This window comes from Micromonospora sp. NPDC005161 (assembly GCF_053599855.1).
In genome coordinates this window covers 16,228-40,888 of the sequence record NZ_JBSFYQ010000021.1, presented here as the reverse complement: position 1 = coordinate 40,888, position 24,661 = coordinate 16,228, and the positions used below count along the sequence as shown (strand labels likewise).

At 73.8% G+C, this 24,661-nt stretch carries 20 protein-coding genes and 2 pseudogenes; 12 read left to right on the top strand and 10 right to left on the bottom strand.

Going from position 1 to position 24,661, the window contains the following annotated elements; all coding sequences use genetic code 11:
• Positions 1 to 23 precede the first annotated feature (23 nt).
• Complete coding sequence (locus ACWD5O_RS20585; protein WP_354964746.1) at positions 24 to 392, bottom strand: holo-ACP synthase; 369 nt, start codon at positions 390 to 392, stop codon at positions 24 to 26.
• A gap of 172 nt (positions 393 to 564) precedes the next feature.
• Between ACWD5O_RS20585 and ACWD5O_RS20580 the strand changes: the two genes are divergently transcribed.
• Together ACWD5O_RS20580 and ACWD5O_RS20575 are read left to right on the top strand one after the other, a co-directional pair.
• Complete coding sequence (locus ACWD5O_RS20580) at positions 565 to 861, top strand: hypothetical protein (protein ID WP_450086252.1); 297 nt, start codon at positions 565 to 567, stop codon at positions 859 to 861.
• Positions 858 to 2,537, top strand: a complete 1,680-nt coding sequence (locus ACWD5O_RS20575; protein WP_450086251.1) for an alpha/beta hydrolase — start codon at positions 858 to 860, stop codon at positions 2,535 to 2,537. The genes ACWD5O_RS20580 and ACWD5O_RS20575 overlap by 4 nt, the downstream gene beginning before the upstream one ends.
• A gap of 79 nt (positions 2,538 to 2,616) precedes the next feature.
• On the opposite strand, the gene glmS is transcribed toward ACWD5O_RS20575, so the two are convergent.
• Positions 2,617 to 4,530, bottom strand: coding sequence for a glutamine--fructose-6-phosphate transaminase (isomerizing) (gene glmS, locus ACWD5O_RS20570; protein ID WP_450086250.1), 1,914 nt, complete (start codon positions 4,528 to 4,530; stop codon positions 2,617 to 2,619).
• Positions 4,531 to 5,153: 623 nt separating this feature from the next.
• On the opposite strand from glmS, the gene ACWD5O_RS20565 reads away from it, so the two are divergent.
• Both ACWD5O_RS20565 and ACWD5O_RS20560 read left to right on the top strand, forming a co-directional pair.
• Entirely contained in the window at positions 5,154 to 5,738 is a 585-nt protein-coding gene (locus ACWD5O_RS20565; RefSeq protein WP_354964750.1) for an MmpS family transport accessory protein, read from the top strand.
• Positions 5,739 to 5,886: 148 nt separating this feature from the next.
• A complete protein-coding gene (locus ACWD5O_RS20560) occupies positions 5,887 to 7,074 on the top strand; it encodes a pyridoxal phosphate-dependent aminotransferase (protein WP_450086249.1) in 1,188 nt (395 codons plus the stop codon).
• Positions 7,075 to 7,083: 9 nt separating this feature from the next.
• Here the strand turns inward: ACWD5O_RS20560 and ACWD5O_RS20555 are convergent, their stop codons facing one another.
• Positions 7,084 to 7,734 (bottom strand): PadR family transcriptional regulator, encoded by a 651-nt coding sequence (locus tag ACWD5O_RS20555; protein WP_450086248.1) that lies wholly within the window; start codon positions 7,732 to 7,734, stop codon positions 7,084 to 7,086.
• A gap of 75 nt (positions 7,735 to 7,809) precedes the next feature.
• Between ACWD5O_RS20555 and ACWD5O_RS20550 the strand changes: the two genes are divergently transcribed.
• Complete coding sequence (locus ACWD5O_RS20550) at positions 7,810 to 10,638, top strand: FtsX-like permease family protein (RefSeq protein ID WP_450086247.1); 2,829 nt, start codon at positions 7,810 to 7,812, stop codon at positions 10,636 to 10,638.
• Between the two features lie 2 nt (positions 10,639 to 10,640).
• The gene (locus ACWD5O_RS20545) at positions 10,641 to 11,387 is read left to right on the top strand and encodes an ABC transporter ATP-binding protein (RefSeq protein WP_450086246.1); all 747 of its coding nucleotides are present in this window, start codon (positions 10,641 to 10,643) and stop codon (positions 11,385 to 11,387) included.
• Between the two features lie 18 nt (positions 11,388 to 11,405).
• On the opposite strand, the gene glmM is transcribed toward ACWD5O_RS20545, so the two are convergent.
• From glmM to ACWD5O_RS20510, 7 genes are all read right to left on the bottom strand, one after another.
• The gene (gene glmM, locus ACWD5O_RS20540) at positions 11,406 to 12,761 is read right to left on the bottom strand and encodes a phosphoglucosamine mutase (RefSeq protein WP_354964755.1); all 1,356 of its coding nucleotides are present in this window, start codon (positions 12,759 to 12,761) and stop codon (positions 11,406 to 11,408) included.
• Positions 12,762 to 12,878: 117 nt separating this feature from the next.
• Positions 12,879 to 13,352, bottom strand: coding sequence for a 30S ribosomal protein S9 (gene rpsI, locus ACWD5O_RS20535; RefSeq protein ID WP_053653862.1), 474 nt, complete (start codon positions 13,350 to 13,352; stop codon positions 12,879 to 12,881).
• A gap of 20 nt (positions 13,353 to 13,372) precedes the next feature.
• Entirely contained in the window at positions 13,373 to 13,816 is a 444-nt protein-coding gene (rplM, locus tag ACWD5O_RS20530) for a 50S ribosomal protein L13 (RefSeq protein ID WP_074314528.1), read from the bottom strand.
• A gap of 210 nt (positions 13,817 to 14,026) precedes the next feature.
• Positions 14,027 to 15,400: an MFS transporter gene (locus tag ACWD5O_RS20525; RefSeq protein ID WP_450086245.1), complete on the bottom strand. Its 1,374-nt coding sequence runs from the start codon at positions 15,398 to 15,400 to the stop codon at positions 14,027 to 14,029.
• Positions 15,401 to 15,558: 158 nt separating this feature from the next.
• Positions 15,559 to 15,852 carry a hypothetical protein gene (locus ACWD5O_RS20520; protein ID WP_354964757.1) on the bottom strand — a complete coding sequence of 98 codons (294 nt, stop codon included), beginning with the start codon at positions 15,850 to 15,852 and terminating at the stop codon, positions 15,559 to 15,561.
• Complete coding sequence (locus ACWD5O_RS20515) at positions 15,842 to 16,099, bottom strand: DUF6364 family protein (RefSeq protein WP_354964758.1); 258 nt, start codon at positions 16,097 to 16,099, stop codon at positions 15,842 to 15,844. Before ACWD5O_RS20515 ends, ACWD5O_RS20520 begins: the two co-directional genes overlap by 11 nt.
• Positions 16,100 to 16,199: 100 nt before the next feature.
• A complete protein-coding gene (locus tag ACWD5O_RS20510) occupies positions 16,200 to 16,907 on the bottom strand; it encodes a methyltransferase domain-containing protein (RefSeq protein ID WP_354964759.1) in 708 nt (235 codons plus the stop codon).
• Positions 16,908 to 17,066: 159 nt separating this feature from the next.
• Here ACWD5O_RS20510 and ACWD5O_RS20505 point away from each other — a divergent pair.
• From ACWD5O_RS20505 to ACWD5O_RS20480, 6 genes and pseudogenes are all read left to right on the top strand, one after another.
• Positions 17,067 to 18,566 (top strand): annotated as a pseudogene (locus ACWD5O_RS20505) (molybdopterin oxidoreductase family protein); the annotation flags it as partial.
• A gap of 60 nt (positions 18,567 to 18,626) precedes the next feature.
• Positions 18,627 to 19,208 (top strand): annotated as a pseudogene (locus tag ACWD5O_RS20500) (molybdopterin oxidoreductase family protein); the annotation flags it as partial.
• Positions 19,205 to 20,641, top strand: a complete 1,437-nt coding sequence (locus tag ACWD5O_RS20495) for an FAD-dependent oxidoreductase (RefSeq protein WP_450086244.1) — start codon at positions 19,205 to 19,207, stop codon at positions 20,639 to 20,641. The pseudogene ACWD5O_RS20500 and the gene ACWD5O_RS20495, both read left to right, overlap by 4 nt.
• Positions 20,638 to 23,199, top strand: coding sequence for a nitrite reductase large subunit NirB (gene nirB / locus ACWD5O_RS20490; RefSeq protein ID WP_450086243.1), 2,562 nt, complete (start codon positions 20,638 to 20,640; stop codon positions 23,197 to 23,199). Before ACWD5O_RS20495 ends, nirB begins: the two co-directional genes overlap by 4 nt.
• Positions 23,196 to 23,543 carry a nitrite reductase small subunit NirD gene (gene nirD / locus ACWD5O_RS20485; protein WP_354964763.1) on the top strand — a complete coding sequence of 116 codons (348 nt, stop codon included), beginning with the start codon at positions 23,196 to 23,198 and terminating at the stop codon, positions 23,541 to 23,543. The genes nirB and nirD overlap by 4 nt, the downstream gene beginning before the upstream one ends.
• Positions 23,543 to 24,631 (top strand): uroporphyrinogen-III synthase, encoded by a 1,089-nt coding sequence (locus ACWD5O_RS20480; protein ID WP_450086242.1) that lies wholly within the window; start codon positions 23,543 to 23,545, stop codon positions 24,629 to 24,631. Before nirD ends, ACWD5O_RS20480 begins: the two co-directional genes overlap by 1 nt.
• Positions 24,632 to 24,661 lie beyond the last annotated feature (30 nt).

Here is a 24,661-nt window from a genome sequence, read left to right as displayed (position 1 = left end):
CGGAACGGCCCACCCGGCCGACGTCACCGTTCCGCGACCACCATCGCCGACGCGATCCCGCCGTCGTGCGACAGCGAGAGATGCCAGCGGTCGACCCCGCGCTCCACGGCCGCCGCCGCCACCGTGCCGGAGACCGTCAGCCAGGGACGGCCGTCCGGGTCGGACACGATCTCGCAGTCGTGCCAGCTCAGATTGGCCGGCGCGCCGAGCGCCTTGGCGACGGCCTCCTTGGCGGCGAAGCGGGCGGCGAGCGACTCCGGCGAGCGTGGATTGCCGGAGCGCGTGTACCGCTCGGCCTCGGTGAAGAGCCGGTCGGCGAGCAGCGGCGTCCGCGCCAGGGACCGGGCGAACCGGTCGACCAGGACGACGTCGATGCCGACCGCGACGATCACCAACCCACCCTACCGGCGTCGGAGGCCGCAGATTAGCCGTCGGCCAGGCGGTGGGCAACGCCTGTGGACAGGTCGGGGTACGGCCGCCAGCGGCCGTCCACAGGGCACTTCGGGGTGTACGTGTCCCGCCTACCGTCGACACGTCGATGCCGATCGCACGCGGGGGTGTGGGATGACAGAGGAGCCGTTGACGGTCCGACCGGAGCTGTTGCGGGGGGTGGCCCGGGCGCTGGACGACGACGCGTACCGGCTGGCGCACGGGCTGGTCGGGGCGCCCGGGCTGGTGGTGTCCGCGCCCGACTGGCCGACCGGCGCGGCGCTGGTCGGGCTGGAGTCGGCGGTGCACGGGTGGCTGGGCCGACTCGGCGGCCTGGTGGCGGTGACCGGCGGAGCGGTCCGGACGGCGGTGGAGTCCTACCGGGCGGTGGACGACCGGGCCGCCCGCCGGCTCACCGCGCTACCCCGGTGACCGCGCCGACTCGCCCGCGTACGGACGGCGGGCCGGCGGGGGCCCGGGGACGCGGCGCGGCGGATCGCGACGGCCCGTCGGCGCCCGCGGTCGGCTACGCCCAGCTCTGGGCCGCCGATCCGGGGTCGTGGCAGGCCGCCGGAGCCGCGTGGGCCGGGCTGACCGCGCTGGTCGAGAGGCGGGCCGGCGAGCTGAGCACGGACGCGAGGGCGTTGCGCGTCGCCTGGTCGGGCCGTGCGGCGACGGCGGCCGACGGTCGGCTCGCGGGGCTGCGCGGCGAGCTGACCTCGATCGCACCCGCGCTGATCGAGGCCGATCAGGTGCTCGCCGAGTTCGCCGGTCGGCTCACGGTGGCGAAGGGCCGGCTGGCCGCGGCGGTGGCCCTGGCAGACGGAGCGGGGCTGCTGATCGACCGGGACGGGCGGGTCGGCGCGGATCCGGCCCGGTCGCGACCACCCGGTGAGCGGGACGGGCCGGCGGCCGCCAGGGTGGCGGCGGCGCTACGGGCGGCGCTGGAGCTGGCCGGGGCGGCGGACCGGGCCGCGACCGCCCGGCTGGGCGAACTCGTCACGGCGGCTCTCGACGGCTGGCAGGCACCGCCGCCGCCCGGCCGGCCTGCGCCGGGTGCCGCCCCGGTCGACGTCCGGGCGTGGTGGGCGGGGCTGACCCCGGCGCAGCGCCGGTGGCTGGTGGGGCACGAGCCGACGCTCGTCGGGCGGCTCGACGGCCTGCCGGTGGCAGCCCGCGACCAGGCCAACCGGCTGCTGCTCGACGCCCGGCGGGAGGAGCTGGTCGCCGAGCGGCGGCGGCTGCTGTCCCGCGTGCCGCCCGGGCCGGTCGGCGCACTGCGGCTGCGCCGGGTCGACGCGCGCCTGGCCGGGCTGGAGGCTCTCGCCGACCGGCTGGGCGAGCCGCGAGCCCCGCGGGCCTACCTGCTCGGGCTGGACCCGGCCGGCGAGGGACGGGTGGTGGTCTCGCTCGGCGACCCGGACCAGGCCGACCGGGTGGTGACCTACGTGCCGGGGATGACCGCCGGCCTCGACGACGCGCCGGGCGAACTGGCCCGGGTGGCGCGTGTGCAGGGCCGGTGCGCCACGCTCGACCCGGGCGAGCAGACCGCCGGGGTGCTCTGGCTGGACTACGACGCCCCGGACTTTCTGCACGAGGCGGCCACGGCCGGCCAGGCGCGGGACGCCGGTCCGGCGTTGCACCGCTTCCAGGAGGGGCTGCGGGCCAGCCACGAGGGGCCGCCGGCCCGGCAGACCGTGCTCGGGCACAGCTACGGGTCGCTGGTGGTGGGCATGGCCGCCCGGGACCACGGGCTGGCCGCCGACGCGCTGGTCTTCGTCGGCTCACCGGGGGTCGGCGCCGCGCAGGCCGCCGAGTTGGGCGTGCCGGCAGGGCAGGTCTGGGCGAGCAGCGCCCCGGACGACGTGATCCGGCTGACCCGGCCCCCGGCCGACCTGGCCCGGCAGGTGCTGCTCGGCACGTCACCGCTGGCGGCCGCGCTCAACCTGGCCGGGCAGGGCGAGCACGAGCTGTGGTTCGGCCGGGATCCGGCCGGAGCGGGCTTCGGTGGGCGCACCTTCCCCAGCGGGCGGCACGGTCACGTGGGCTACTGGGATCCGGCCAACCCGGCGCTGGACGGCATGGCCCGCATCGTCCTGGGCCGCTGACGGGCCGGGTCAGGCACGACGGAGGCCCCGGTCGCCGCGTGGTGCGACGTCCGGGGCCCGGGTCGGTGGTCAGGCTCGGTTACTCGACGGTGACGGACTTGGCCAGGTTGCGGGGCTGGTCCACGTCGTGCCCCCGGGCGGCGGCGATCTCGGCGGCGAGCACCTGGAGCGGCACGGTGGTGACCAGCGGGGCGAGCAGGGTCGGCGTACGCGGCACGTAGATCAGGTGATCGGCGTACCGGACGACGGCCTCGTCGCCCTCCTCCGCGATCACGATGGTCCGGGCGCCGCGCGCCCGCACCTCCTGGATGTTGGAGACGACCTTGTCGTGCAGCATGCCCCGGCCGACCGGCGAGGGCACCACGCAGATCACCGGCGTGCCCTTGTCGATCAGGGCGATCGGGCCGTGCTTCAGCTCGCCGGCGGCGAAGCCCTCGGCGTGCATGTACGCCAGCTCCTTGAGCTTGAGCGCGCCCTCGAGGGCCACCGGGTAGCCGACGTGCCGGCCGATGAACAGCACGGTGGGCTCGGACTTCAGCTCCCGGGCCAGCTCGCGCACGGGGTCGATCCGGTCGAGCAGCTCACGCAGCTTGCTCGGGATCTCCTGCAACTGCGCGACCACCGCGCCCACCTCGTCGGCGAACTTGATCCCGCGCACCTGGGCGAGGTGCAGGCCGATCAGGTAGCAGGCGACGACCTGGGTGAGGAACGCCTTGGTGGACGCGACGGCGATCTCCGGCCCGCCGTGGGTGTAGAGCACCGCGTCGGACTCGCGGGGGATGGTCGAGCCGTTGGTGTTGCAGATCGCCAGCACCCGGGCCTTCTGGTCCTTCGCGTGGCGCAGGGCCATCAGGGTGTCCATCGTCTCGCCGGACTGGGAGATCACCACGATCAGCGTGGACCGGTCGAGCACCGGGTCGCGGTAGCGGAACTCGCTGGCCAGCTCCACCTCGCAGGGGATCCGGGTCCAGTGCTCGATGGCGTACTTGGCGACCAGGCCGGAGTGGTACGCCGTGCCGCAGGCCACGATGAAGATCTTGTCGACGTCGCGCAGGTCCTGGTCGCTGAGGCGGACCTCGTCGAGGGCGATCTCACCGGTCTCGGTGAGCCGGCCGAGCAGCGTGTCGGCGATGGCCTGCGGCTGCTCCTCGATCTCCTTGAGCATGAACCAGTCGTAGCCGCCCTTCTCCGCGGCCGACGAGTCCCAGTCGATGTGGAAGTCCTTGCCGGTGGCGGGCTGGCCCTCGAAGTCGGTGATCTCGATGCTGTCGCCGGTGATCAGGACGATCTGGTCCTGGCCCAGCTCCACCGCGTCCCGCGTGTGCTCGATGAACGCGGCCACGTCACTGGCCAGGTAGTTCTCCCCGTCGCCCCGGCCGACGACGAGCGGCGAGTTGCGCCGGGCGCCGACGACCGCGCCGGGCACCGCGGCGTCCACCGCGAGCAGGGTGAAGGCGCCCTCCAGCCGCTGGCAGACCACCCGCATGCCGGCGGCGAGCAGCTGCGGGCTGTCGGGCTGGCCGGCGGCGCGCAGGTCGGCCAGCGCGGCGGAGAGCAGGTGGGCGGCGCACTCGGTGTCGGTGTCGCTGGTGAACTGGACGCCGTCGGCCTCAAGCTCGGCGCGCAGCTTGGCGAAGTTTTCGATGATGCCGTTGTGGATCACCGCGACCCGGCCGTCGGGGGCGAGGTGCGGGTGGGCGTTGCGGTCGGTCGGGCCGCCGTGGGTGGCCCAGCGGGTGTGCCCGATGCCGGTGGTGCCGTCACCGATGCCGATCGGGCTGGCCGCGCAGGAGGTCGGGTCGTCGGCGGCCCGCTCGGAGAGCACCTTCTCCAGGTTGGCCAGCTTGCCGGCCTTCTTCTCGATCAGCAGCTGGTCGTCGCAGACGATGGCGACGCCCGCCGAGTCGTAGCCGCGGTATTCCAGCCGCCGCAGCCCGTCCAGCACGATGCCGAGTGCGGGGCGTGCGCCCGCGTAACCCACGATTCCACACATGGCCCGCAGCCTAACCCAGTTTCGCTCACGATGGTTGCTCGAAAGTCGGCTAAACAATCACTGAATCTGAGCGATCGGTGGCTGGTGGGTAACAACGGGACGAGCCACCCCGGTCCGCTCGGGGCGTGCCCGGCGCGACGGGGTTGCGAGGCTTTCCCGGGTACGAAAGTCTCTCGGCGGGTGCGGCGGGTCCTCTCCGCGGCTCGCTCGACCCATACCCACTCCCGCCCGGAGCAGCCATGTCCGACGCGCCCCCGCCCGACCCGTCCCCGACGCCGCCCTCGGATCCGTCTCCCGGCGGCTCGGCGGCACCGGAACCATCGGCCGCCCCGGGTGGCGGCCTCCCACCGGACCCCACCGCACCGCACTCGTGGACCCCGTCGGCACCGCTGCCAGCGCCGGACCCACTGGCTCCAGGGCAACCATGGGCGCCACCGTCACCGTGGACGCCAACCTCACCGACTCCGTCGTGGGCACCGCCCCCGCCCACCCCGCCATGGACGCCCGATCCGTCCGCCGCGCCGTGGACGCCCGCACCCCCCACCCCGCCATGGACGTCCACGCCGCAGCCGCCCGCGGACTGGCCGCCGAGCGCCGGCCAGCCGACACCCCAGGGATGGCCGGTGCCGGGCTATCCGCCGCCCTACACCCACCCCGGGCACCCACCGGCCAGCAGCGCCTCCACGGGCACCGGTCGGGTCGTCGGGATCGTGATCGCGATCGTCGTGACGCTGGTGCTGGCCGTCTGCGGCTGCGCCTGCGGGGCCGGCCTGCTGCTCGAAGCGTCCACCCCGGATCCGATCGCCGGAGAGCCGTACGTCGTTCCCGACGACGGCCGGACCACGCCCACGGCCGAGCCGCCCACCGCCGGACCAACGGCCGTCGCGCCCACCCCCACCAAGAAGCCGATCACACGCCCCACCTCCGGGCCGGCCCCGGTGACGGTGGTCTACGAGGTCACCGGAGCGGGCGAGGCCGACATCTCGTACTACGACGCCGAGAGCGACCTCATCCACGTCGACGACGTGAAGCTGCCGTGGCGCACCACCATCCGAACCAACGGCCGGAGCCGGGTGATGGTGGAAGCCACCTGGCCCGACATCGAATATCAAGGACCTCTCGACTGCACGGTCACGGTCACCGGCACCGGCAAGCCGGTCGTCGACAAGACCCGCGGTTACTGGCGGACCACCTGCACGGCGGAGTGAGGCTCTCGCTTGATCGACACGGGATCAGCGATACCGCGGTATCGGGATGCCGCTGACACCCCGATATCAACGATCTCGAGTCGATCATGTTTCGAAACGGATTGTTGAGGCTGGGGTTCGGCCCGCGGGTGCCCGTAGGCTGGCGCAGGTGACGACGAGCACCGATGTCGACCCGCTGGTGGCCCGGATGCGGCCGTTCGGCACGACGATCTTCGCCGAGATGTCCGCCCTCGCCGTACGGACCGGGGCGGTCAACCTCGGCCAGGGCTTCCCGGACACCGACGGCCCACCGGAGATGCTGGCCGCCGCGGCCGAGGCGCTGCGCGGCGGGCAGAACCAGTACCCGCCCGGGCCGGGGATCCCCGCCCTGCGCGCGGCGGTCGCGGCCCACCAGCGGCGGTTCCACAACCTGGCGTACGACCCGGACGGCGAGATCGTGATCACCGCGGGCGCGACCGAGGCGATCGCGGCCAGCATCCTCGCCTTGTGCGAGCCGGGCGACGAGGTGGTCTGCTTCGAGCCGTACTACGACTCGTACGCCGCCTCGATCGCGCTGGCCGGCGCGGTCCGGCGGCCGGTCACCCTGCGCCCCGCCGCCGATGGTCGGTACGCCTTCGACCCGGCCGAGCTGCGCGCGGCGTTCGGCCCACGCACCCGGTTGGTGCTGCTCAACTCGCCGCACAACCCCACCGGCAAGGTCTTCACCCGGGCCGAGCTGGCACTGGTCGCGGAGCTGTGCCAGGAGTACGGCGCGTACGCGGTCACCGACGAGGTGTACGAGCACCTGGTCTTCACCGACGCGTCGGGCCCGCACGTGCCGCTGGCCAGCCTGCCCGGGATGCGGGAGCGGACTTTGCGCATCTCCTCGGCCGGCAAGACGTTCTCGTGCACCGGCTGGAAGGTCGGGTGGGTGAGTGGTCCGGCGGCGCTCGTCTCGGCGGTGCTGCGGGTGAAGCAGTTCCTCACCTTCGTCAACGCCGCCCCGCTGCAACCCGCGGTCGCCGTGGCGCTGGCCCTGCCCGACGACTACTACACCGGCTTCCGGGACGGGCTCCAGCAGCGCCGTGACCAGCTCGTCGGCGGTCTCACCGACGCCGGGTTCGAGGTGCTGGTGCCGGAGGGCACGTACTTCGTCACCGCCGACGTCGCCGCCCTCGGCGGTCGGGACGGGGTGGAGTTCTGCCGTTCGCTGCCGGAGCGCTGCGGCGTGGTGGCCGTGCCCACCCAGGTCTTCTACGACGACCAGGAGGCCGGCCGGCGGCTGGTCCGGTTCGCCTTCTGCAAGCGCCCGGAGGTGCTGACCGAGGCGGTCACCCGGCTGCGCGGGCTGCACTGACCGGTGGGGTCAGCCGGCCGCGCGGGCCGGTCCGGCGTCGTCCGCCCGCGGGGGCGGCGAGGCGTCGCCGGCGGACGCCGTGATCTCCGACGGTGTGACCGCCAGGGTGGCGAGCAGCGCGCCGCTGTCGGCCAGCAGCACCGCCTCGGCATCGTCGACGAAGGCGAGGTCGGCCTCAACGTGCCGGCTCGCCGCGGCGAGCAGCAGCCCGACCACCGGGTCGCCGGCCCTGCGGCGCAGCCCGTCGAGGTTGCGCAGCTCGCGGAGCAGGTGCCCGCGTTGGTTGCTCAGCACGGTGCGGACGGTGTGCGCGGAACCCGATCGGGCGGCAGCGGTGACCTTGAGGAAGAAGTCGTCCCGGAAGCCGCCGCTGCGCGGGCTCGGCTCGTTGAGCCATCGGTCGAGTTCGGCCCGGCCAGCGGGAGTGATCTGGTAGACCACCCGGTCGGGTTTGACCTGCTGGGCCTGCCGCTCGGCGACCACCAGGCTGTCCCGGGAGAGCCGGTCGAGGATCTGGTAGAGGTGGCCGATGTTGAGCGACCCCCACTGTGGACCCGTGGCGGCCTCGAAGGCGCCTTTCAGCTCGTAGCCGTAGCTCGGGCCGCGTGCGAGCAGTGCCAGGACCGCGTGCTGGATCGCCACCGTCTCCTCCGATTCCACTGGCCGACCGGACCAGGTCTTGCATTGTGACAATGTAACGCGCAGAGTGTGAGGTGGCACACGGGGAGGCGCGACATGCTGGGGTTCATCTGGGGGCAGCTACGCGGCCGTGCTGGGCGGTCGGTGGCGCTGCTGGCGGGGGTGCTGGTGGCGACCACCGGCTTCGTCGTCCTGACCGGCGCCACCACCACCTCCCGCCTCGACGTCACCGGCGCGGTGGAGCGCAACACCCGAGCCGCCTACGACATCCTGGTCCGGCCCAAGGGGGCGCGCACACCGCTCGAGGCCGAACGCGGGCTGGTCCGCCCAAACTACCTCTCCGGCCTCTTCGGCGGCATCACCCCCGCGCAGTACGAGCAGGTGAAGGGGCTCGCCGGCATCGACGTCGCCGCGCCGATCGCCATGCTGGGCTATTCGACCTCGACGGTGCCGGTCCGATTCGACGTGACCAGCGCGGTCGACCCCTCGCTGGAGCAGCAGGTCATCCGGCTCAACCCCACCTTCACCGCCGAGCGAGGGCTCTCCACCGCCCCCAGCAGCCCGCGCTACGTGTACGTGACCAAGCGCCCGCTGCTCTATCCCGAGTGGGGCGGCGACGTGAACGATTCCTCGTCTCCGTACTCGGACGGCAAGACGTACAAGTACGACGACTATTGCGGGCAGGTCCCACGGGAGGTGCTCCCCGGTGGACGCAGCGAACCGATCTGCGACCCGCGCCTGACCGTGCGGACGGCGAACGGTGGGCTGACCTCCGAACGGGAGGACTGGAGCGTCGACACCGTCCGGCTCCTGCCCGACGGGCGCTTCGAGGCGAACCGCTGGTTCCCCGGCCGCGCCGAACGCGTCGTCACTGACCAACTGGTGGTCACCTACCGGGTGACGGTGCCGTTCCTGCTGGCGGCGGTCGACCCCGACGCGGAGCAGCGCCTCGTCGGCCTGGACGACGCGGTGACCGAGGGCCGCTCGCTCCGGCTCGACGACACGGCCACCGAGACCTCTCCCGGGCCCAATGTGACCGAGCGGTCGGTCCCGGTGTTGAGCACCAGCCGTCCCTACCTCGACGTCACCGTGCGGTCCGCCCTCACCCGGCTGCCGCAGGCGCGACCCGCGGGGCGGCCGATCGACGAGCTGGAGCGGACGCTGGGCAGCGCCACCGGGCTCGGCGTCGGGACCGAGGAGTACGCGCTGACCGACGGGTACCGCGACCTGCTCGCCGAGGGCATCTCCAAGACCGGCTGCTGCACGGGTGATTTACAGACGATCATTCAGGCGGGCGCACCGGAGTACGAGCGGCTCCCCGACGGCACTCTCCGCGCTGTCGCGCGACCACCGTTCGATCACGCGCTCTACGGCGGCGAGAACGATCTCAACTTCCGCTCCCGTCCGTGGCTGGCCGACGACAACGGCTTCCGCCCGGTGACCGCGCTTCCTCAGCCGCCGTCGGGCGCGCACCTCCAGGTCCGGCTCTGGCGGACCGTCGGCATCTTCGATCCGGAGAAGGTGAGCGGGTTCAGCGACCTGTCCCGGGTGCCACTGGAGACCTACGAGCCGCCACGCACCGACGGCGCCGACGAACGCAGCCGCCAGGCGCTGGACGGTCGGCCGCTGGAGCCGAGCGGAAACCCGGCGGGCTACCTCTCCTCGCCGCCGCTGATGCTCACCAGCCTGACCGCGGTGCCGAAGCTGCTGGCGGACGACGCCACCCCCACCCGAACAGCGCCGATCAGCGCGATCCGGGTCCGGGTCGCCGGCGTCGACGGCTACACCGACCGGTCCGCCGAGCGGGTCCGGCTCATCGCCGAGCGGATCGCCGACACGACCGGGCTGGACGTCGATCTCACCTTCGGCTCGTCTCCCGCCCCGCAGACCGTGGAGCTGCCAGCGGGCTCGTTCGGCCAGCCCGAGCTGCGGCTCACCGAGCCGTGGTCCGCCCTCGGGGTGGCGTCGGTCATCACCAAGGCCGTCGACCGCAAGAGCCTCGTGCTGTTCGGGCTGGTGCTGGTGGTCTGCGGGCTGTTCCTCGGCAACGCCGTGTCCGCCGCCGTCCGGGACCGGCGCCGCGAGCTGGCGGTGCTCGCCTGCCTGGGCTGGTCAGCCCGTCGGATCGCGGCGCTGGTCCTCGGCGAGGTGGCCGCGCTGGGGCTGGCCGCCGGCCTGCTCGCCCTGGGGTTGGCGTTCCCCCTGGCCGCCGCGCTGGACATCGGGATCGGTTGGCGTCAGGCGGTGCTCGCCGTACCGGTGGCTCTGCTGCTGGCGCTGGTGGCGGGCCTGGTCCCGGCGCTGCGGGCCGCGGGCGCCCACCCGGCCGCCGCCCTGCGACCGCTGGTGGCCCCGGCCCGCTGGGTGCGTCGGCCCCGCGGCCTGTTCGGGATGGCCCTGGTCAATGTGATCCGCACCCCCGGGCGCACCCTGCTCGGGGCGGGCGCGCAGGCCATCGGGCTGGCCGCGCTCACCCTGGTCAGCGCCGCCGCCTACGCCTTCCGCGGCGCGATCGTCGGCAACCTGCTCGGTGACACCGTCTCGCTGAATGTGCGGGGCGCGGACACCCTGGCCGCGGTCGTCACCGTCCTGCTCGGCGCGGGCGCCGTCGCCGACGTGCTGTACCTGAACGTCCGGGACCGCGCCGCGGAGTTGTCCACCCTGCGCGCGGTCGGCTGGACGGACGCCGCGCTGGGCCGCCTGGTGGGTTACGAAGGGCTCCTCATCGGCGCGCTCGGGACGGTGGCCGGCGCCGGGCTCGGGCTCGCCGGGGCCGCCTGGTTGGTCGGTGGCCTGCCGAGCGCCCTGGTCCTGGTCGCCGCCGCGGTGGCGCTCGGCGGGGTGCTGGTCACCTGTCTCGCGGCGCTCGTGCCGGCCGCGTTGCTGCGCCGGCTCCCGACCGCAGGGCTACTCGCAGAGGAGTGACGATGGAGGCAACGACGGGCAGCACGGTCCGGACCCTCGGGCTGACCCGGCAGTTCCGCACCGGAGCGGAGCGGCTGACCGCGGTCGACGACGTCTCGCTGGAGATCACGGCCGGGTCGGTGGTGGCACTGACCGGTCCCAGCGGCTCCGGCAAGTCGACCCTGCTGCACCTGATCGGCGCCATCGAACAGGCCGACAGCGGCACCATCACGGTCGACGACGTGGAGATCACGGCGCTGCGCCGCACCGCGCTGGCCCGGTACCGGCAGCGGGTGGGGTTCGTCTTCCAGCGCTACCACCTGCTGCCCGCGTTGACCGTGCTGGACAACGTGATCGCCCCGGTGCTGCCGCAACGCGGCCGGGCCGACCACGCGACCCGGGCCCGTGAGCTGCTCGACGCGGTCGGCCTCGCGGGACGGGAGCGGGCGATGCCGGCGCAATTGTCCGGTGGCGAGCAGCAGCGGGTCGCCATCGCTCGGGCGCTGATGGGCGCGCCCGGGCTGCTGCTGGCCGACGAGCCCACCGGCAACCTCGACTCGACCACCAGCGCCCAGATCCTCGACCTGCTGCTCGACCTGCGGGAGCGGCACGGCATGACGATCCTGCTGGCCACCCACGAACGGTCGATCGCGGCCCGCTGCGACCGGTTGGTCCGGCTCGGTGACGGCAGCATGGTCGAGGACCTCGACCTCACCGACGGCGAGGACCCCGCCGACACGTACGAGCGGGCGGCTCAACTGCGGTGGTGAGGCCGCCGGGTGGCGGCCTCAGCCGACCGGGCTGGCGGTGCGGACCTGCTCCGCGATCCGCTCGGCGACGGAGCGGGCGGTCTGCTCGGTGGCCGCCTCGACCATCACCCGGACCAGCAGCTCGGTGCCCGACGGGCGCAGCAGCACCCGACCGGTCTCGCCCAGCTCCGCCTCGGCCCGCTCGACCTCGGCGCGTACGGCCGGCGCGGCGGCGCCGACGGTGCGGTCGCCGACCGGCACGTTGATCAGCACCTGGGGCAGCTTGGTGACGACCGAGGCCAACTCGGCCAGGGATCGGCCGGTGTCCGCCATCCGGGCCATCAGGTGCAGGCCGGTGAGCACTCCGTCGCCGGTGGTGGCGTGCGCGGGCATGACGATGTGGCCGCTCTGCTCACCGCCGAGCGCCAGCCCGGAGGCGCGCAGCTCCTCCAGCACGTACCGGTCGCCGACCTTCGTCTCGATGAGCCGGATGCCCTCGGCGGACATCGCCAGCCGCAGCCCGAGGTTGCTCATCACGGTGGCCACCAGGGTGTCCTGGGTGAGCGTGCCGGCGTCCCGCATGGCGAGCGCGAGGATGGCCATCACCTGGTCGCCGTCGACCTCGTCGCCGTCGGCGGTGACCGCCACGCAGCGGTCGGCGTCGCCGTCGTGGGCGATGCCCAGGTGGGCGCCGTGCTCGACGACGGCCTCTCGCAGCGCCTCGATGTGGTTCGAGCCGCAGTCGTCGTTGATGTTCAGCCCGTCCGGCTCGGCGTGGATCGCCACGACCTCCGCGCCGGCCTCCCGGTAGGCGACCGGGGCGACCTCGGCGGCGGCGCCGTTGGCGCAGTCGACCACGACCTTGATCCCGTCGAGCCGGTGCGGCACGGTGCCGACCAGGTGCTGGACGTAGTGGTCGGCGCCGTCGAGCAGGTCGTGCACCCGGCCGACACCGGCGCCGATCGGCCGGTCCCAGGCGGTGGTGGCGTTCGTCTCGACGGCCGCCTCGATCTGCATCTCGATCTCGTCGGGCAGCTTGTGCCCGCCGGCGGCGAAGAGCTTGATGCCGTTGTCCGGCATCGGGTTGTGTGACGCGGAGAGCATCACCCCGAGGTCGGCCTTGGCCTCCGCGGTGAGGAACGCGACCGCCGGAGTGGGCAGCACGCCGACCCGCACCACGTTGGCGCCGGCGCTGGTCAGCCCGGCCACCACGGCCGCTTCCAGCATCTCGCCGCTGGCCCGGGTGTCCCGGCCGACCACGGCGAGCGGCGGATGGCTGCGGTCCGTCTCGGCGAGAGTGTGCGCGGCGGCCACCGCGAGCGCGAGCGCCAACTCCGGGGTGAGATCCGCGTTTGCCCGCCCGCGTACGCCGTCCGTGCCGAACAACCGACCCATACCCGCCAACCTCCGATGAGCACTGCCAATGAGGAGAAAGCGGAACGGCCGGCCCACCTCCCCGTTCGAGGGGAGGCGGACCGGCCGTCCGTCAGAAGTACAAGGCGCTGGCGAAGATCAGCGCTTCGAGTACTGGGGAGCCTTACGGGCCTTCTTGAGGCCGTACTTCTTGCTCTCCTTGACCCGGGCGTCCCGGGTGAGGAAGCCGGCCTTCTTCAGGGCCGGGCGGTCGTCCGGCTCGTTGATGATCAGCGCGCGGGCAATGCCCAGCCGGAGCGCACCGGCCTGCCCGGTGGTGCCGCCGCCACGCAGGTTGGCGATGACGTCGAACTGCTCGAGCTTCTCGGCGGTGACCAGCGGGTCCTTGATGAGCTGCTGGTGCACCTTGCTCGGGAAGTAGGCCTCGAGGTCCTGGCCGTTGCAGGTGATCTTGCCGGTGCCCGGGACGATACGGACCCGGACGATGGCCTCCTTGCGGCGGCCCACGGTCTGGATCGGCCGGTCACCACGAGGCGCGCGGGCGACGGGCGCCGGCGCCTCGGTGGCCTCGGGGGCTTCCGGGGCAACCTCGGTCTCGGTGATGTCGGTCATGCTGCTTCCTTCGCCCGCGCTCACTGCGCGATCTGCTTGATCTCGAACGGCACCGGCTGCTGCGCGAGGTGCGGGTGCTCGGCACCGGCGTAGACCTTCAGCTTCTTGATCAGCTGACGGCCGAGCTTGTTGTGCGGGAGCATCCCCTTCACGGCGAGCTCGATGGCCCGCTCGGGGCGCTTGGTCAGCAGCTCCTCGTAGCCGATCTGCTTCAGACCACCCGGGTAACCGGAGTGGCGGTAGGCGATCTTGGTCTGGCGCTTGTTGCCGGTCAGCGCAACCTTGCCCGCGTTCACGATGACGACAAAGTCGCCCGTGTCGACGTGCGGCGCGAAAGTCGGCTTGTGCTTACCACGCAGCAACGTGGCGGCGTGGGTGGCCAGGCGGCCCAGCACGACATCAGAGGCGTCGATGACGTGCCACTGACGCTCGATCTCACCCGGCTTCGGGCTGTACGTACGCACAGGTCTACCTTGTCTCGTCGTCGGTCTGGGGTCGCGCGCCGAGGTGACCAGATCTTGCAGGCCGGACCAGCGCGCACGAACGACCAAGCGTACCTGATAGGGCACGCCTCTGGATGTCGTACAACAGCAGGCAACGATACCCGGCGCCCCATCAGCAGGTCAAAACGGGGGTACGGTCGCGCGTGCCGACACGGCCCATCATGGCACAGCTCACACGCCGGCCAGTCGGGCCGCCCCCCGCCGACGGTAGACGAGCCAGGTCACCGCGACGCAGAACGCGTACCAGGTGATGAACGCGAGGTAGGCGGCGTCGGCCGTGCCGGTGGTGCGGAACGACTGGCGGAACGCGACGTTGACCAGCAGTCCGCCGGAGGCGCCCACGGCTCCCGCGATGCCGATCAGCGCGCCGGTCATCCGGCGGGCCCAGCGGGCGGCGGCCACCGGATCGCGCCGGCCGTCGGCCACCGCGCCCGCCGCCCGGGCCCGGAAGATCGCCGGGATCATCTTGTACGTGGAGCCGTTGCCGACGCCGGAGAAGACGAACAGGGCGAGGAAACCCACCAGGTAGAGCACGAACGACCGCTCCCGGGCCGCGTACAGGACGGTTCCGGCGCCGGCCGCCATCGCCACGAAGTTCCAGAAGGTCACCCGGGCTCCGCCCAGCCGGTCGGCGAGGTGCCCGCCCAGCGGCCGGATCAGCGAGCCGACCAACGGGCCGAGGAAGGTCAGCCCGGCGGCGTCGACCGGGGTGGGGAAGCGTTCGGCGAACTGGAGCTGGAGCACCTGGCCGAAGGCGAAGCCGAACCCGATGAACGACCCGAAGGTGCCGACGTAGAGCACCGACATGATCCAGGTGTGCGGGTCGCGGGCCGCCTCGCGCAGCGCGCCGGGCTCGTTCCGGGCCCCGGGGACGGTGTCCAGCCACCGGGCTGCCGCCAGCGCGGCCAGCACGATCAGCGGTAGGTAGACCGCCGGCACCAGCCGGGGGTACGCGGCCCCGGCGGTGGCCAGCACCGTCAGCCCGACCAGTTGCACCGCGGGTACGCCCAGGTTGCCGCCACCGGCGTTGAGCCCGAGGGCCCGGCCCTTGAGCCGCTGCGGATAGAACAGGTTGATGTTCGCCATCGAGGAGGCGAAGTTGCCGCCGCCGACCCCGGTCAGACAGGCCAGCACCATCAGGGTCGGGTACGAGACGCCCGGCTCCAGCAGCACCGCCATCGGCACGGCGGGCACCAGCAGCAGCAGCGCGCTGACGATGGTCCACCGTCGTCCGCCGAAGCGGGCCACCGCCAGCGTGTACGGCAGCCTCAGCACCGCGCCCAGCGCGGCTGGCACCGCGGTGAGCAGGAACTTGCCGGCCGGGTCGATGCCGTACTCGGGGCCGAGGAAGAGCACGGTCACCGACCAGAGGCTCCACACCGAGAAGCCGACGTGCTCGGCGAAGATCGAGACCCAGAGGTTGCGCCGGGCGATCGGCGCGCCCGTCGTACGCCAGAAGTCGGGGTCCTCGGGCCGCCAGTCGGCGAGCTCGTGCCGGCGCCCGGCGGCGGCGGGTGGGGCGGTTGTGCTGGTGAGCGTGCTCACTGCGGCTCCTCCTCGTCGGTGTGACCAGGGGGAACGCTAGGAACGCCGGGTTGCCGGGCAGTGCCCGTCGCGGGTCGGCGCGGAAACGAGGGCCGCACCGCAGGCCGGCGGCGACGGTGAGACCCGCCCGGCGACGGCCGGACGGGTAGCGGCGGTGGTCAGAGCTCCTGGAGGATGCGCAGCGCGCGGCCGACCCGGAGCATGGTGTCGGTGTCGGCGACATCCACGCATTCGGTGAACCACTTCTTCATCGGCGAGGAGAGCCGGTCGGGCATCACCACGTACCGGCCCATCGACACGGCGAGCGGGGAGTCCCGCAGCAGCGACTCCTCGACCACCTCGACGACGATCACGATGGGCACGTCGGTGGAGTTGTAGACGTCCGAGCTGATCACGAGTCCGAGGCGTTCCCGGGCGCCCTCGATGCGCCAGACCTCACCCCTACGCAGCACGCGGCCGGCCGCGGAAGAGCAGGTCGTCGACCATGCCCACCTCGCGCGCGTCGGCGAGGGCGGCGGATTCCAGATCCAGGCCAGCGCGGTTCACCGCGGCGGCGTGTGCGGTGAAGACCTCACGCAGCGCCTTCTCCCGGGCGGCCTGGTCCATCCACGCGGAGAGCGACAGGCCCTCGCGCTTGGCGAACCGTCGGGCCTCCTCGATCGTCTCGTCTGTGAACGACAGGGTCACCTTGGCAGTCATGCCGGTGAGACTACCCATCGGTATGACCGTCAGTCATCCTCGCGACCGGGCAGGTCACCATTGGCGTCGAAACGTACATTCCGGCGTTGGTCGGACCGCGTCAGCGCCCGGCGCCGGTCGCCCGACCGCCGAACACCGCGAAGCGCCATTCCTTGAAGTAGCAGTCGACATCGACCAGGCCGGCCTCGGTGAGCCACCGGCACTGGTCGGCGACGGTCGCCGGTCGGTCGTGCCGCATCCGCTCCCGGGCGGCGGCGATCTCCTCGGAGGGCGAGCCCAGCTCGGTGATCCGCTCGGTCCACACCTCGTCGTAGCGCCGGTCCAGAGTCGGGGTCGGGCCGGCCACCTGCTCGGCGTTGACGAACACCCCGCCGGGCACCAGCGCGGCGGCGGCCCGCCGGTAGAGGGCACGTTTGCCGGTGTCGGCCAGGTGGTGGATCGCCAGCGCGCTGACCACCGCGTCGTACCGGCCTGTCGGCAGCGGGTCGGCCAGGTCGGCCCGGACCGTCCGGTGCGGCACGGACCGGACGTGCAGCTGGTCGGCGGCGCGGGCGAGCATCGCCGGCGCGGCGTCCACCAGGGTCAGCCGCACCCCCGGTACCGCGGCGGCGAGCAGCAACGAGAGCAGGCCGGTGCCCGCGCCCAGGTCCAGCACCTCCGGGGTACGCCCGGCCGCCTGCGCGGCCCGCAGCGGGGGCGCGGCCACCTGCACCGCCGTGCCGTAGAAGGAGTCGAAGCAGGGGACCAACCGTCGGCGTGCCGCGTCGTAGCTGCCCGCCACCGCGTCGAAGGCGTCCGCCACGCTCATCGCGCCCTCCCAATTATCGAGACAGGTTTCTCATATTCTAGGCCGAGGGCGTCGCCCCGCCATCGCGTCCCCTGCCTCGGTGCGGTGTGAGCCCCACTTGACAGGACCGAAACAGAAGGGACCCGGACCGGAAACCGCCCGACGGCACGCTTTGCCGACATGACAGACGGTGCACGGTCGGCAACTCCACCGGGGTTCCCGCCCCGCGAGGTTGCCACGCACTGCCCGTACTGCGCGCTCCAGTGCGGCATGCTGCTGCGCGAGGAGCCCGACGGGGTGACGGTGCTCCCCCGGCAGTTCCCCACCAACCGGGGCGGGCTGTGCCAGAAGGGCTGGACCGCCGCCGAGCTGCTCGACCACCCCGAACGACTGACCACCCCGTTGCTGCGCGACCCGGCCAGCGGCGAGCTGCGCCCGGCCAGCTGGGACGCCGCGCTGAAACGGATCGTCACCGGCATCCGCGCCGTCCAGGCCGAGTCCGGCCGGGACGCGGTCGCCGTGTTCGGCGGCGGCGGACTGACCAACGAGAAGGCCTACGCGCTGGGGAAGTTCGCCCGGGTCGCGCTGCGCACCCGGCACATCGACTACAACGGACGGTTCTGCATGTCCTCGGCGGCTGCCGCCGGCCTACGTGCCTTCGGCGTCGACCGCGGGCTGCCGTTCCCCCTCGCCGACCTGGGCCGGGCCGACACGTTGCTGCTGGTCGGCGCCAACCCGGCGGAGACCATGCCGCCGCTGGTCCGCTGGCTGACCGAGCAGCGCCGCAACGGCGGCCGGCTGATCGTGGTCGACCCACGGGCCACCGCCACCGCACGCCAGGCCGACCTGCACCTGCAACCGCTGCCCGGCACCGACCTGGCGGTGGCCAACGCGCTGCTGCACATCGCGCTCACCGAGGGCTGGGTCGACCGGGCGTACGTCGGGGAGCGGACCACCGGCTTCGCGGCGGTCCGGCGCAGCGTGGCGGCCTGGTGGCCGGCCCGCGCGGAACAGCTCTCCGGCGTGCCGGTGGCCGACCTGGAGGCGACCGCCCGGGCTCTGGGCACCGCCGGACGGGCGATCATCCTCACCGCGCGCGGCGCCGAACAGCACGCCAAGGGCGTGGACACCGTCACCGCGTACGTCAACCTCGCACTCGCCCTCGGGCTACCCGGCCGCCCCGGCTCCGGGTACGGCTGCCTGACCGGCCAGGGCAACGGCCAGGGTGGACGGGAGCACGGGCAGAAGGCCGACCAGTTGCCCGGTTACCGGCGCATCGACGACCCGGCCGCACGGGAGCACGTCGCCGGGGTCTGGGGCGTACCGGCCGACGAGCTGCCCGGCCCGGGCGTGCCGGCGTACCAACTGCTCGACTCGCTCGGCACCCCGGGCGGGCCACGGGCGCTGCTGGTGCTCGGCTCCAACCCGGTGGTGTCCGCACCCCGGGCGGCCCACGTCGAACGCCGACTGCGGGAGCTCGATCTGCTGGTCGTGGCCGACCTGCTGCTGTCCGAGACGGCCGCGCTGGCCGACGTGGTGCTGCCCACCGCGCAGTGGGCCGAGGAGAACGGCACCATGACCAACCTGGAGGGCCGGGTGCTGCACCGACGGGCGCTCCGCCCTCCCCCGCCGGGCGTCCGTACCGATCTGGCCATCCTCGCCGACCTGGCGGCCCGGTTGGCCGCCGCCGAGCCGACAGAGGTGCCGACCGGCGCCGCGGTGGCCCGGTTCCCGACCGACCCGGCCGCCGTCTTCGCGGAGCTGCGGCGGGCCTCCGCCGGTGGGCCGGCCGACTACGCCGGGATCAGCTGGTCCCGGATCGACGCCGCCGACGGTGTCTTCTGGCCCTGCCCCACCGAGGACGGGCCGGACACGCCACGACTCTTCACCGACCGGTTCGCCACCCCGGACGGGCGGGCCCGGTTCCATCCGGTGGACCACCGTCCCGCCGCCGAGCCGGTCTGCGACGAGTACCCGCTGCACTTCACCACCGGCCGGGTGCTCGCCCAGTACCAGTCCGGCACCCAGACCCGCCGGGTGGACGCGCTGCGTCTGGCCGCACCGGACGCCTTCGTCGAGCTGCACCCCGACCTGGCCGCCCGGCTCGGCATCGGCGACGGTGAGCCGGTACGGGTCACCTCCCGGCGGGGCGAGCTGCGGGCGCCGGCCCGGCTCAGCCCGACCATCCGGCCGGACACCGTCTTCGCGCCGTTCCACTGGCCGGGCCCCGCCCGGGCCAACTCGGTCACCAACGACGCGGTGGACCCGATCTCCGGCATGCCCGAGTTCAAGATCTGCGCCGTGCGGGTGGAGAGGGCATGACCGAGCGCGTGGTGGTCGTCGGCAACGGGATGGCGGGCGCACGGCTCGCCGCCGAGCTGCACGCCCGCGCCGGCGACCGGAAGGTCACCGTGCTCGGGGCGGAACCGCACCGGGCGTACAACCGGATCATGCTCTCCGCGCTGCTGGCCGGCCGGATCGGCGAGCAGGACGTGGAGCTGGCCGAGGCCGCCAGGCACAGCAGCGACCTGCGCACCGGCGTGCCGGTGACCGGCATCGACCGGGCCGGCCGGACGGTCCACACCGCCGACGGCGACCGGATCGGCTACGACCACCTGGTGCTGGCCACCGGAAGCCGGGCGATGGTGCCGCCGCTGCCCGGCCTGACCGGGGAGCTGCCGCGCCGGGTGGCGCCGTTCCGCACCCTGGACGACTGCCGGCGGATCCTCCGGGTGGCCGGCGGCGCGCGCAGCGCGCTGGTCCTGGGCGGCGGACTGCTCGGCCTGGAGGCCGCCCGCGAACTGGCCACCCGGGGGCTGGCGACCACCGTGGTCCACCCCACCGGGCACCTGATGGAACGGCAGCTCGACCCGATGGCCGGCGGCGTGCTCGCCGACACGCTCACCGGCCTGGGCGTCACCATCCAGCTGGCCGTGCCGGCGACCGGCGTGGCCGCGGACGCGACCGGCGTCCGCCTCGACCTGGCCGACGGCCGGTCGCTCCACGCCGACCTGTTGGTGCTCTCCTGCGGGGTACGCCCCGACACCACGCTCGCCGCCGACGCCGGCCTGGACGTGCGTCGCGGCGTGGTCGTGGACGACCGGCTGCGCACCAGCGACCGGCGGATCTCCGCGATCGGCGACTGCGCCGAGCACGACGACACACTCACCGGGCTGGTCGCCCCCGCCTGGGCCCAGGCACGGGTGCTGGCCCAGGTGCTCAGCGGTGCCGAGCCGCTGGCCCGGTACCGGCCCCGGCCGGCGGTGACCCGGCTCAAGGCGGCCGGTGTCGACCTGGCCGCGATGGGCGACGCCACCGGCGGTGGTCCGGGTGAGGAACTGACCTTCAGCGACCCGACCCGGGGCACGTACGCCCGGCTGCGGATCCGCGACGAGCGGCTGACCGGCGCGATCCTGATCGGCGACAACCCGACGATCGGCACCGTGATCCAGCTCTTCGACCGGGGTCAGCCGGTCCCGGCCGACCGGCGGTCACTGCTGCTGGGCCGGGCCTCGGGCAGCGCCGGCGCGGCACCGGCCGCGTCCCCGGCGCTGATGCCGGACGCGGCCACGGTCTGCCAGTGCAACACCGTGACCAAGGGCGCCCTGGTGAGCTGCTGGCGCTCCGGCGCCCGGAGCGTCGACGCCGTGCTGGCGGCGACCCGGGCCGGAACCGGCTGCGGCGGCTGTCGGGACGCCGTCGCCGGCATCGTCGACTGGCTTTCCCAGGCGGACTCCGTGGAGGTGACACGATGAACGACGGCGATCTGGTCGTCATCGGCAACGGCATGGTCGGGCAGCGCTTCGTGGACGCGCTGCGGGCCCGCGACCCGCACGGGCGCTGGCGGGTGACGGTGCTCGCCGAGGAGAGCCGACCCGCGTACGACCGGGTGCGACTCTCGGCCTTCTTCGACGGGGTGGACGCGGACGCGTTGAACCTGCACACCCCGCACGACGGGGTGCGGCTACGCCTGGGCGAGCCGGCCACCGCGATCGACCGCGAGCGGCGGGTGGTCAGCACGGCCACCGGCGAACACCGGTACGACGCGCTGGTGCTGGCCACCGGGTCGTACCCGTTCGTGCCGCCGGTGCCCGGCGCGGACCTGCCCGGGGTCTTCGTCTACCGCACCCTCGACGACCTGGTGGCGATCCGGACGTACGCGCGGGGCCGGCGGGCCGGCGCGGTGATCGGCGGCGGGCTGCTGGGGCTGGAGGCGGCGAACGCCCTGCGGCTGCTCGGCCTGAGCACCGACGTGGTCGAGTTCGCACCCCGGCTGATGCCGGTGCAGGTGGACCCGGCCGGCGGCGCGATGCTCCGCCGCTACGTCGAGGAGCTGGGCGTGCGGACCCACCTCGGGGTGGCCACCACCGCGATCCGGCCCGGTCCGGACGGCGCGGTCGCCGCGCTGGACCTCTCCGACGGCCGCACGGTGGAGGCCGAACTGGTGGTGGTGGCCGCCGGCATCCGGCCCCGGGACGAACTGGCCCGGGCCGCCGGCCCGCCGCTGGGTCCGCGCGGCGGGGTGCTGGTCGACGCGACCTGCCGCAGCGCCGACGAGCGGATCTGGGCGGTCGGCGAGTGCGCGGCGGTCGACGGCACCTGCCACGGGCTGGTCGCCCCGGGGTACGCCACGGCCGAGGTGGTGGTCGACCGGCTCCTCGGCGGTGCGGCGACCTTCCCGGGCGCGGACACCGCCACCAGGCTGAAACTGCTCGGCGTCGACGTGGCCTCGTTCGGCGACGCGCACGGCGTGACCCCGGGCTGCCTGGATGTCACGTTCACCGACCCGGCCACCCGGGTCTACGCCAAGCTGGTCCTCTCCGACGACGCGCGCACCCTGCTCGGTGGTGTGCTGGTCGGTGACGCCAGCGCGTACCCGACGCTGCGGGCCAGCGTCGGTGGCCCGTTGCCGGCCGCTCCGCTGGCGCTGCTCGCGCCGGACGGCGGCGCGGACGCCGGCGCGCTGCCCGCCGCCACCCAGGTCTGCTCCTGCAACGCGGTGACCCGGGGCGACGTGGACGCCGCCATCGCCGGTGGATGCGCGGACGTGTCGGCACTGAAGGCGTGCACCAGGGCCGGCACCAGCTGCGGCTCCTGCGTGCCGATGCTGAAGCAGCTCCTGGACGCGGCCGGCGTGGCGCAGTCCACCGCGCTCTGCGAGCACTTCGACGCCAGCCGGCGCGAGCTGTTCGAGATCGTCCGGGTACGCCGCATCCGCACCTTCTCCCGGCTGGTCGCCGAACACGGCCGGGGACGCGGCTGCGACATCTGCAAGCCCGTGGTGGCGTCGATCCTCGCCTCGCTGGGCGCGGGGCACGTGCTCGACGGCGAGCAGGCGTCGCTACAGGACACCAACGACCACTTCCTGGCCAACCTGCAACGCGACGGCAGTTACTCCGTCGTGCCGCGGATCCCCGGCGGGGAGATCACCCCGGAGAAGCTGATCGTCATCGGCGAGGTGGCCCGGGACTTCCGCCTCTACACGAAGATCACCGGTGGTCAGCGGATCGACCTGTTGGGAGCCCGGGTGGAGCAGCTGCCGCAGATCTGGCGGCGGCTGGTGGATGCCGGCTTCGAGTCCGGCCACGCGTACGGCAAGGCGCTGCGCACGGTGAAGTCCTGTGTCGGCGAGACCTGGTGCCGGTACGGGGTGCAGGACTCGGTGGGGCTCGCCGTCGCGCTGGAGCTGCGCTACCGGGGGCTACGCGCCCCGCACAAGATCAAGTCGGCGGTCTCCGGCTGCGCCCGGGAGTGCGCCGAGGCGCGCGGCAAGGACTTCGGCGTGATCGCCACCGAGACCGGCTGGAACCTGTACGTCGGCGGCAACGGCGGTTTCCGGCCCCGGCACGCCGACCTGTTCGCCTCCGACCTGTCCACCGAAGCGCTGATCTCGCTGATCGACAGGTTCCTGATGTATTACATCCGCACCGCCGAGCGGCTGCAACGCACCGCCGCCTGGATCGAGGCGATGGACGGCGGCCTCGACCATCTGCGGTCGGTCATCGTCGACGACTCGCTGGGGCTCTGCGCCGACCTCGACGCGGCGATGGCCCGGCACGTCGCGTCGTACTCCGACGAGTGGCGGGACGTGCTGAACGACCCGGAGCGGCTGCGCCGGTTCACCTCCTTCGTCAACGCGCCGGACGTACCCGACCCGTCGATCACCTTCGCGCTGGAGCGCGGCCAGCCGGTGCCGGCGGGCGGTGGTCCGCCGCCCGCCACCCCGGGCGACGACCGTCGGGAACGGGAACCGGCCGACACCGGCCGGCGGCGGCAGCCCGTGGCACTGGGCCTGCCGGAGGTACGGCGATGAGCGGGACCGCCACCCTGACCTGGACCCGGATCTGCCGGCTCGACCGGCTGGAGCCCGACCGCGGCGTCGCCGCCCTGGTCGACGGCGTGCAGGTGGCACTCTTCCGGACCACGGACGGGCTGTTCGCCATCGACAACCACGATCCGGTCACCGGCGCGTACGTGCTGTCCCGGGGCATCGTGGGCAGCCGCGGCGCGGCGCCGACGGTTGCCTCGCCGCTGCACAAGCAGGTGTACGACCTGCGCACCGGTCGCTGCCTCGACCTGCCCGGGGTGGCCGTGGCCCGGCACGACGTGCGCTGCCGGGACGGGCTGGTCGAGGTGCGGCTGCGACAGGAGGCCTGATGCGGGAGGAACTGGCCGGCTTCACCATCGGGGTGACCGCCGACCGGCGGCGCGACGAGTTGGCCGCGCTGCTCGAACGCCGAGGTGCCCGGGTGGTCCTCGCCCCGGCTCTGCGCATCGTGCCGCTGTCCGACGACACCGAGCTGCGCGAGGCGACCCGCGCCTGCCTGGACCGGCCGCCGGACATCCTGATGGCCAACACCGGCATCGGCATGCGCGGGTGGCTGGAGGCTGCCGAGGGCTGGGGGCTGGCCGAGCCACTGCGCTCGGTGCTCGCCAGGTCGTACGTGGTGGCCCGAGGCCCCAAGGCACGCGGCGCGATCCGCGCCGCCGGGCTGCACGACCAGTGGTCGCCCGCCTCGGAGAGCTGCGACGAGGTCGTCGACCACCTGCGGCGGCGCGGGGTGGCCGGGCAGGTGATCGCCATGCAGCTGCACGGCGAGCGGCAGCCGGACTGCACGCTCGCGCTGGAGGCCGCCGGGGCCACGGTGATCGAGGTGCCGGTCTACCGCTGGGCACCGCCGACCGACCCGGCGCCGCTGCACCGGCTGGTCGACCTGATCGCCGGCCGGCTGGTGGACGCGGTGACGTTCACCTCGGCACCGGCGGCCGAGGCGCTGCTGCGGACGGCCGGCGACCGTACCGACGCCGTGCTGTCCGCGTTCCGTGGCGACGTGCTGGCCAGCTGCGTCGGCGCGGTGACCGCCGAGCCGCTGCTACGGCTCGGGGTGCCGGTCAGCGCGCCGGGCCGGGCCCGGCTGGGCGCGCTGGTACGGACCATCGTCGACGAGCTGCCCCGCCGGACGACGACGTTCAAGGCCGGTGGGCACCTGCTCACCCTGCGCGGACACGCCGCGGTGATCGACGGCGAGCTGCGCCCGCTCGCCCCCGCCCCGATGGCGGTGCTGCGTGCGCTGGCCCAGTCCCCCGGCCGGGTGCTGTCCCGTACCGCGCTCCTGCGAACCCTGCCCCGGGGCGCGGACGAGCACGCGGTGGAGATGGCCGTGGCCAGGCTCCGGGCCGGCCTGCACGCCCCCCGCGTGGTGCAGACCGTGGTCAAGCGCGGCTACCGGCTCCGGGTCGACTGACGCCTCGCGACCGGCCGGCGTGTGCCGGCC

Coding starts and splice junctions, on each gene's coding strand:
- rpsI (WP_053653862.1), bottom strand. CDS start 13,352: ATGACCGACATCACCGAGACCGAGGTTGCCCCGGAAGCCCCCGAGGCC.
- glmM (WP_354964755.1), bottom strand. CDS start 12,761: ATGGGTCGGTTGTTCGGCACGGACGGCGTACGCGGGCGGGCAAACGCG.
- ACWD5O_RS20495 (WP_450086244.1), top strand. CDS start 19,205: ATGACCGAGCGCGTGGTGGTCGTCGGCAACGGGATGGCGGGCGCACGG.
- glmS (WP_450086250.1), bottom strand. CDS start 4,530: ATGTGTGGAATCGTGGGTTACGCGGGCGCACGCCCCGCACTCGGCATC.
- ACWD5O_RS20580 (WP_450086252.1), top strand. CDS start 565: ATGACAGAGGAGCCGTTGACGGTCCGACCGGAGCTGTTGCGGGGGGTG.
- ACWD5O_RS20510 (WP_354964759.1), bottom strand. CDS start 16,907: ATGAGCGTGGCGGACGCCTTCGACGCGGTGGCGGGCAGCTACGACGCG.
- nirD (WP_354964763.1), top strand. CDS start 23,196: ATGAGCGGGACCGCCACCCTGACCTGGACCCGGATCTGCCGGCTCGAC.
- ACWD5O_RS20480 (WP_450086242.1), top strand. CDS start 23,543: ATGCGGGAGGAACTGGCCGGCTTCACCATCGGGGTGACCGCCGACCGG.
- ACWD5O_RS20550 (WP_450086247.1), top strand. CDS start 7,810: ATGCTGGGGTTCATCTGGGGGCAGCTACGCGGCCGTGCTGGGCGGTCG.
- ACWD5O_RS20515 (WP_354964758.1), bottom strand. CDS start 16,099: ATGACTGCCAAGGTGACCCTGTCGTTCACAGACGAGACGATCGAGGAG.
- ACWD5O_RS20545 (WP_450086246.1), top strand. CDS start 10,641: ATGGAGGCAACGACGGGCAGCACGGTCCGGACCCTCGGGCTGACCCGG.
- nirB (WP_450086243.1), top strand. CDS start 20,638: ATGAACGACGGCGATCTGGTCGTCATCGGCAACGGCATGGTCGGGCAG.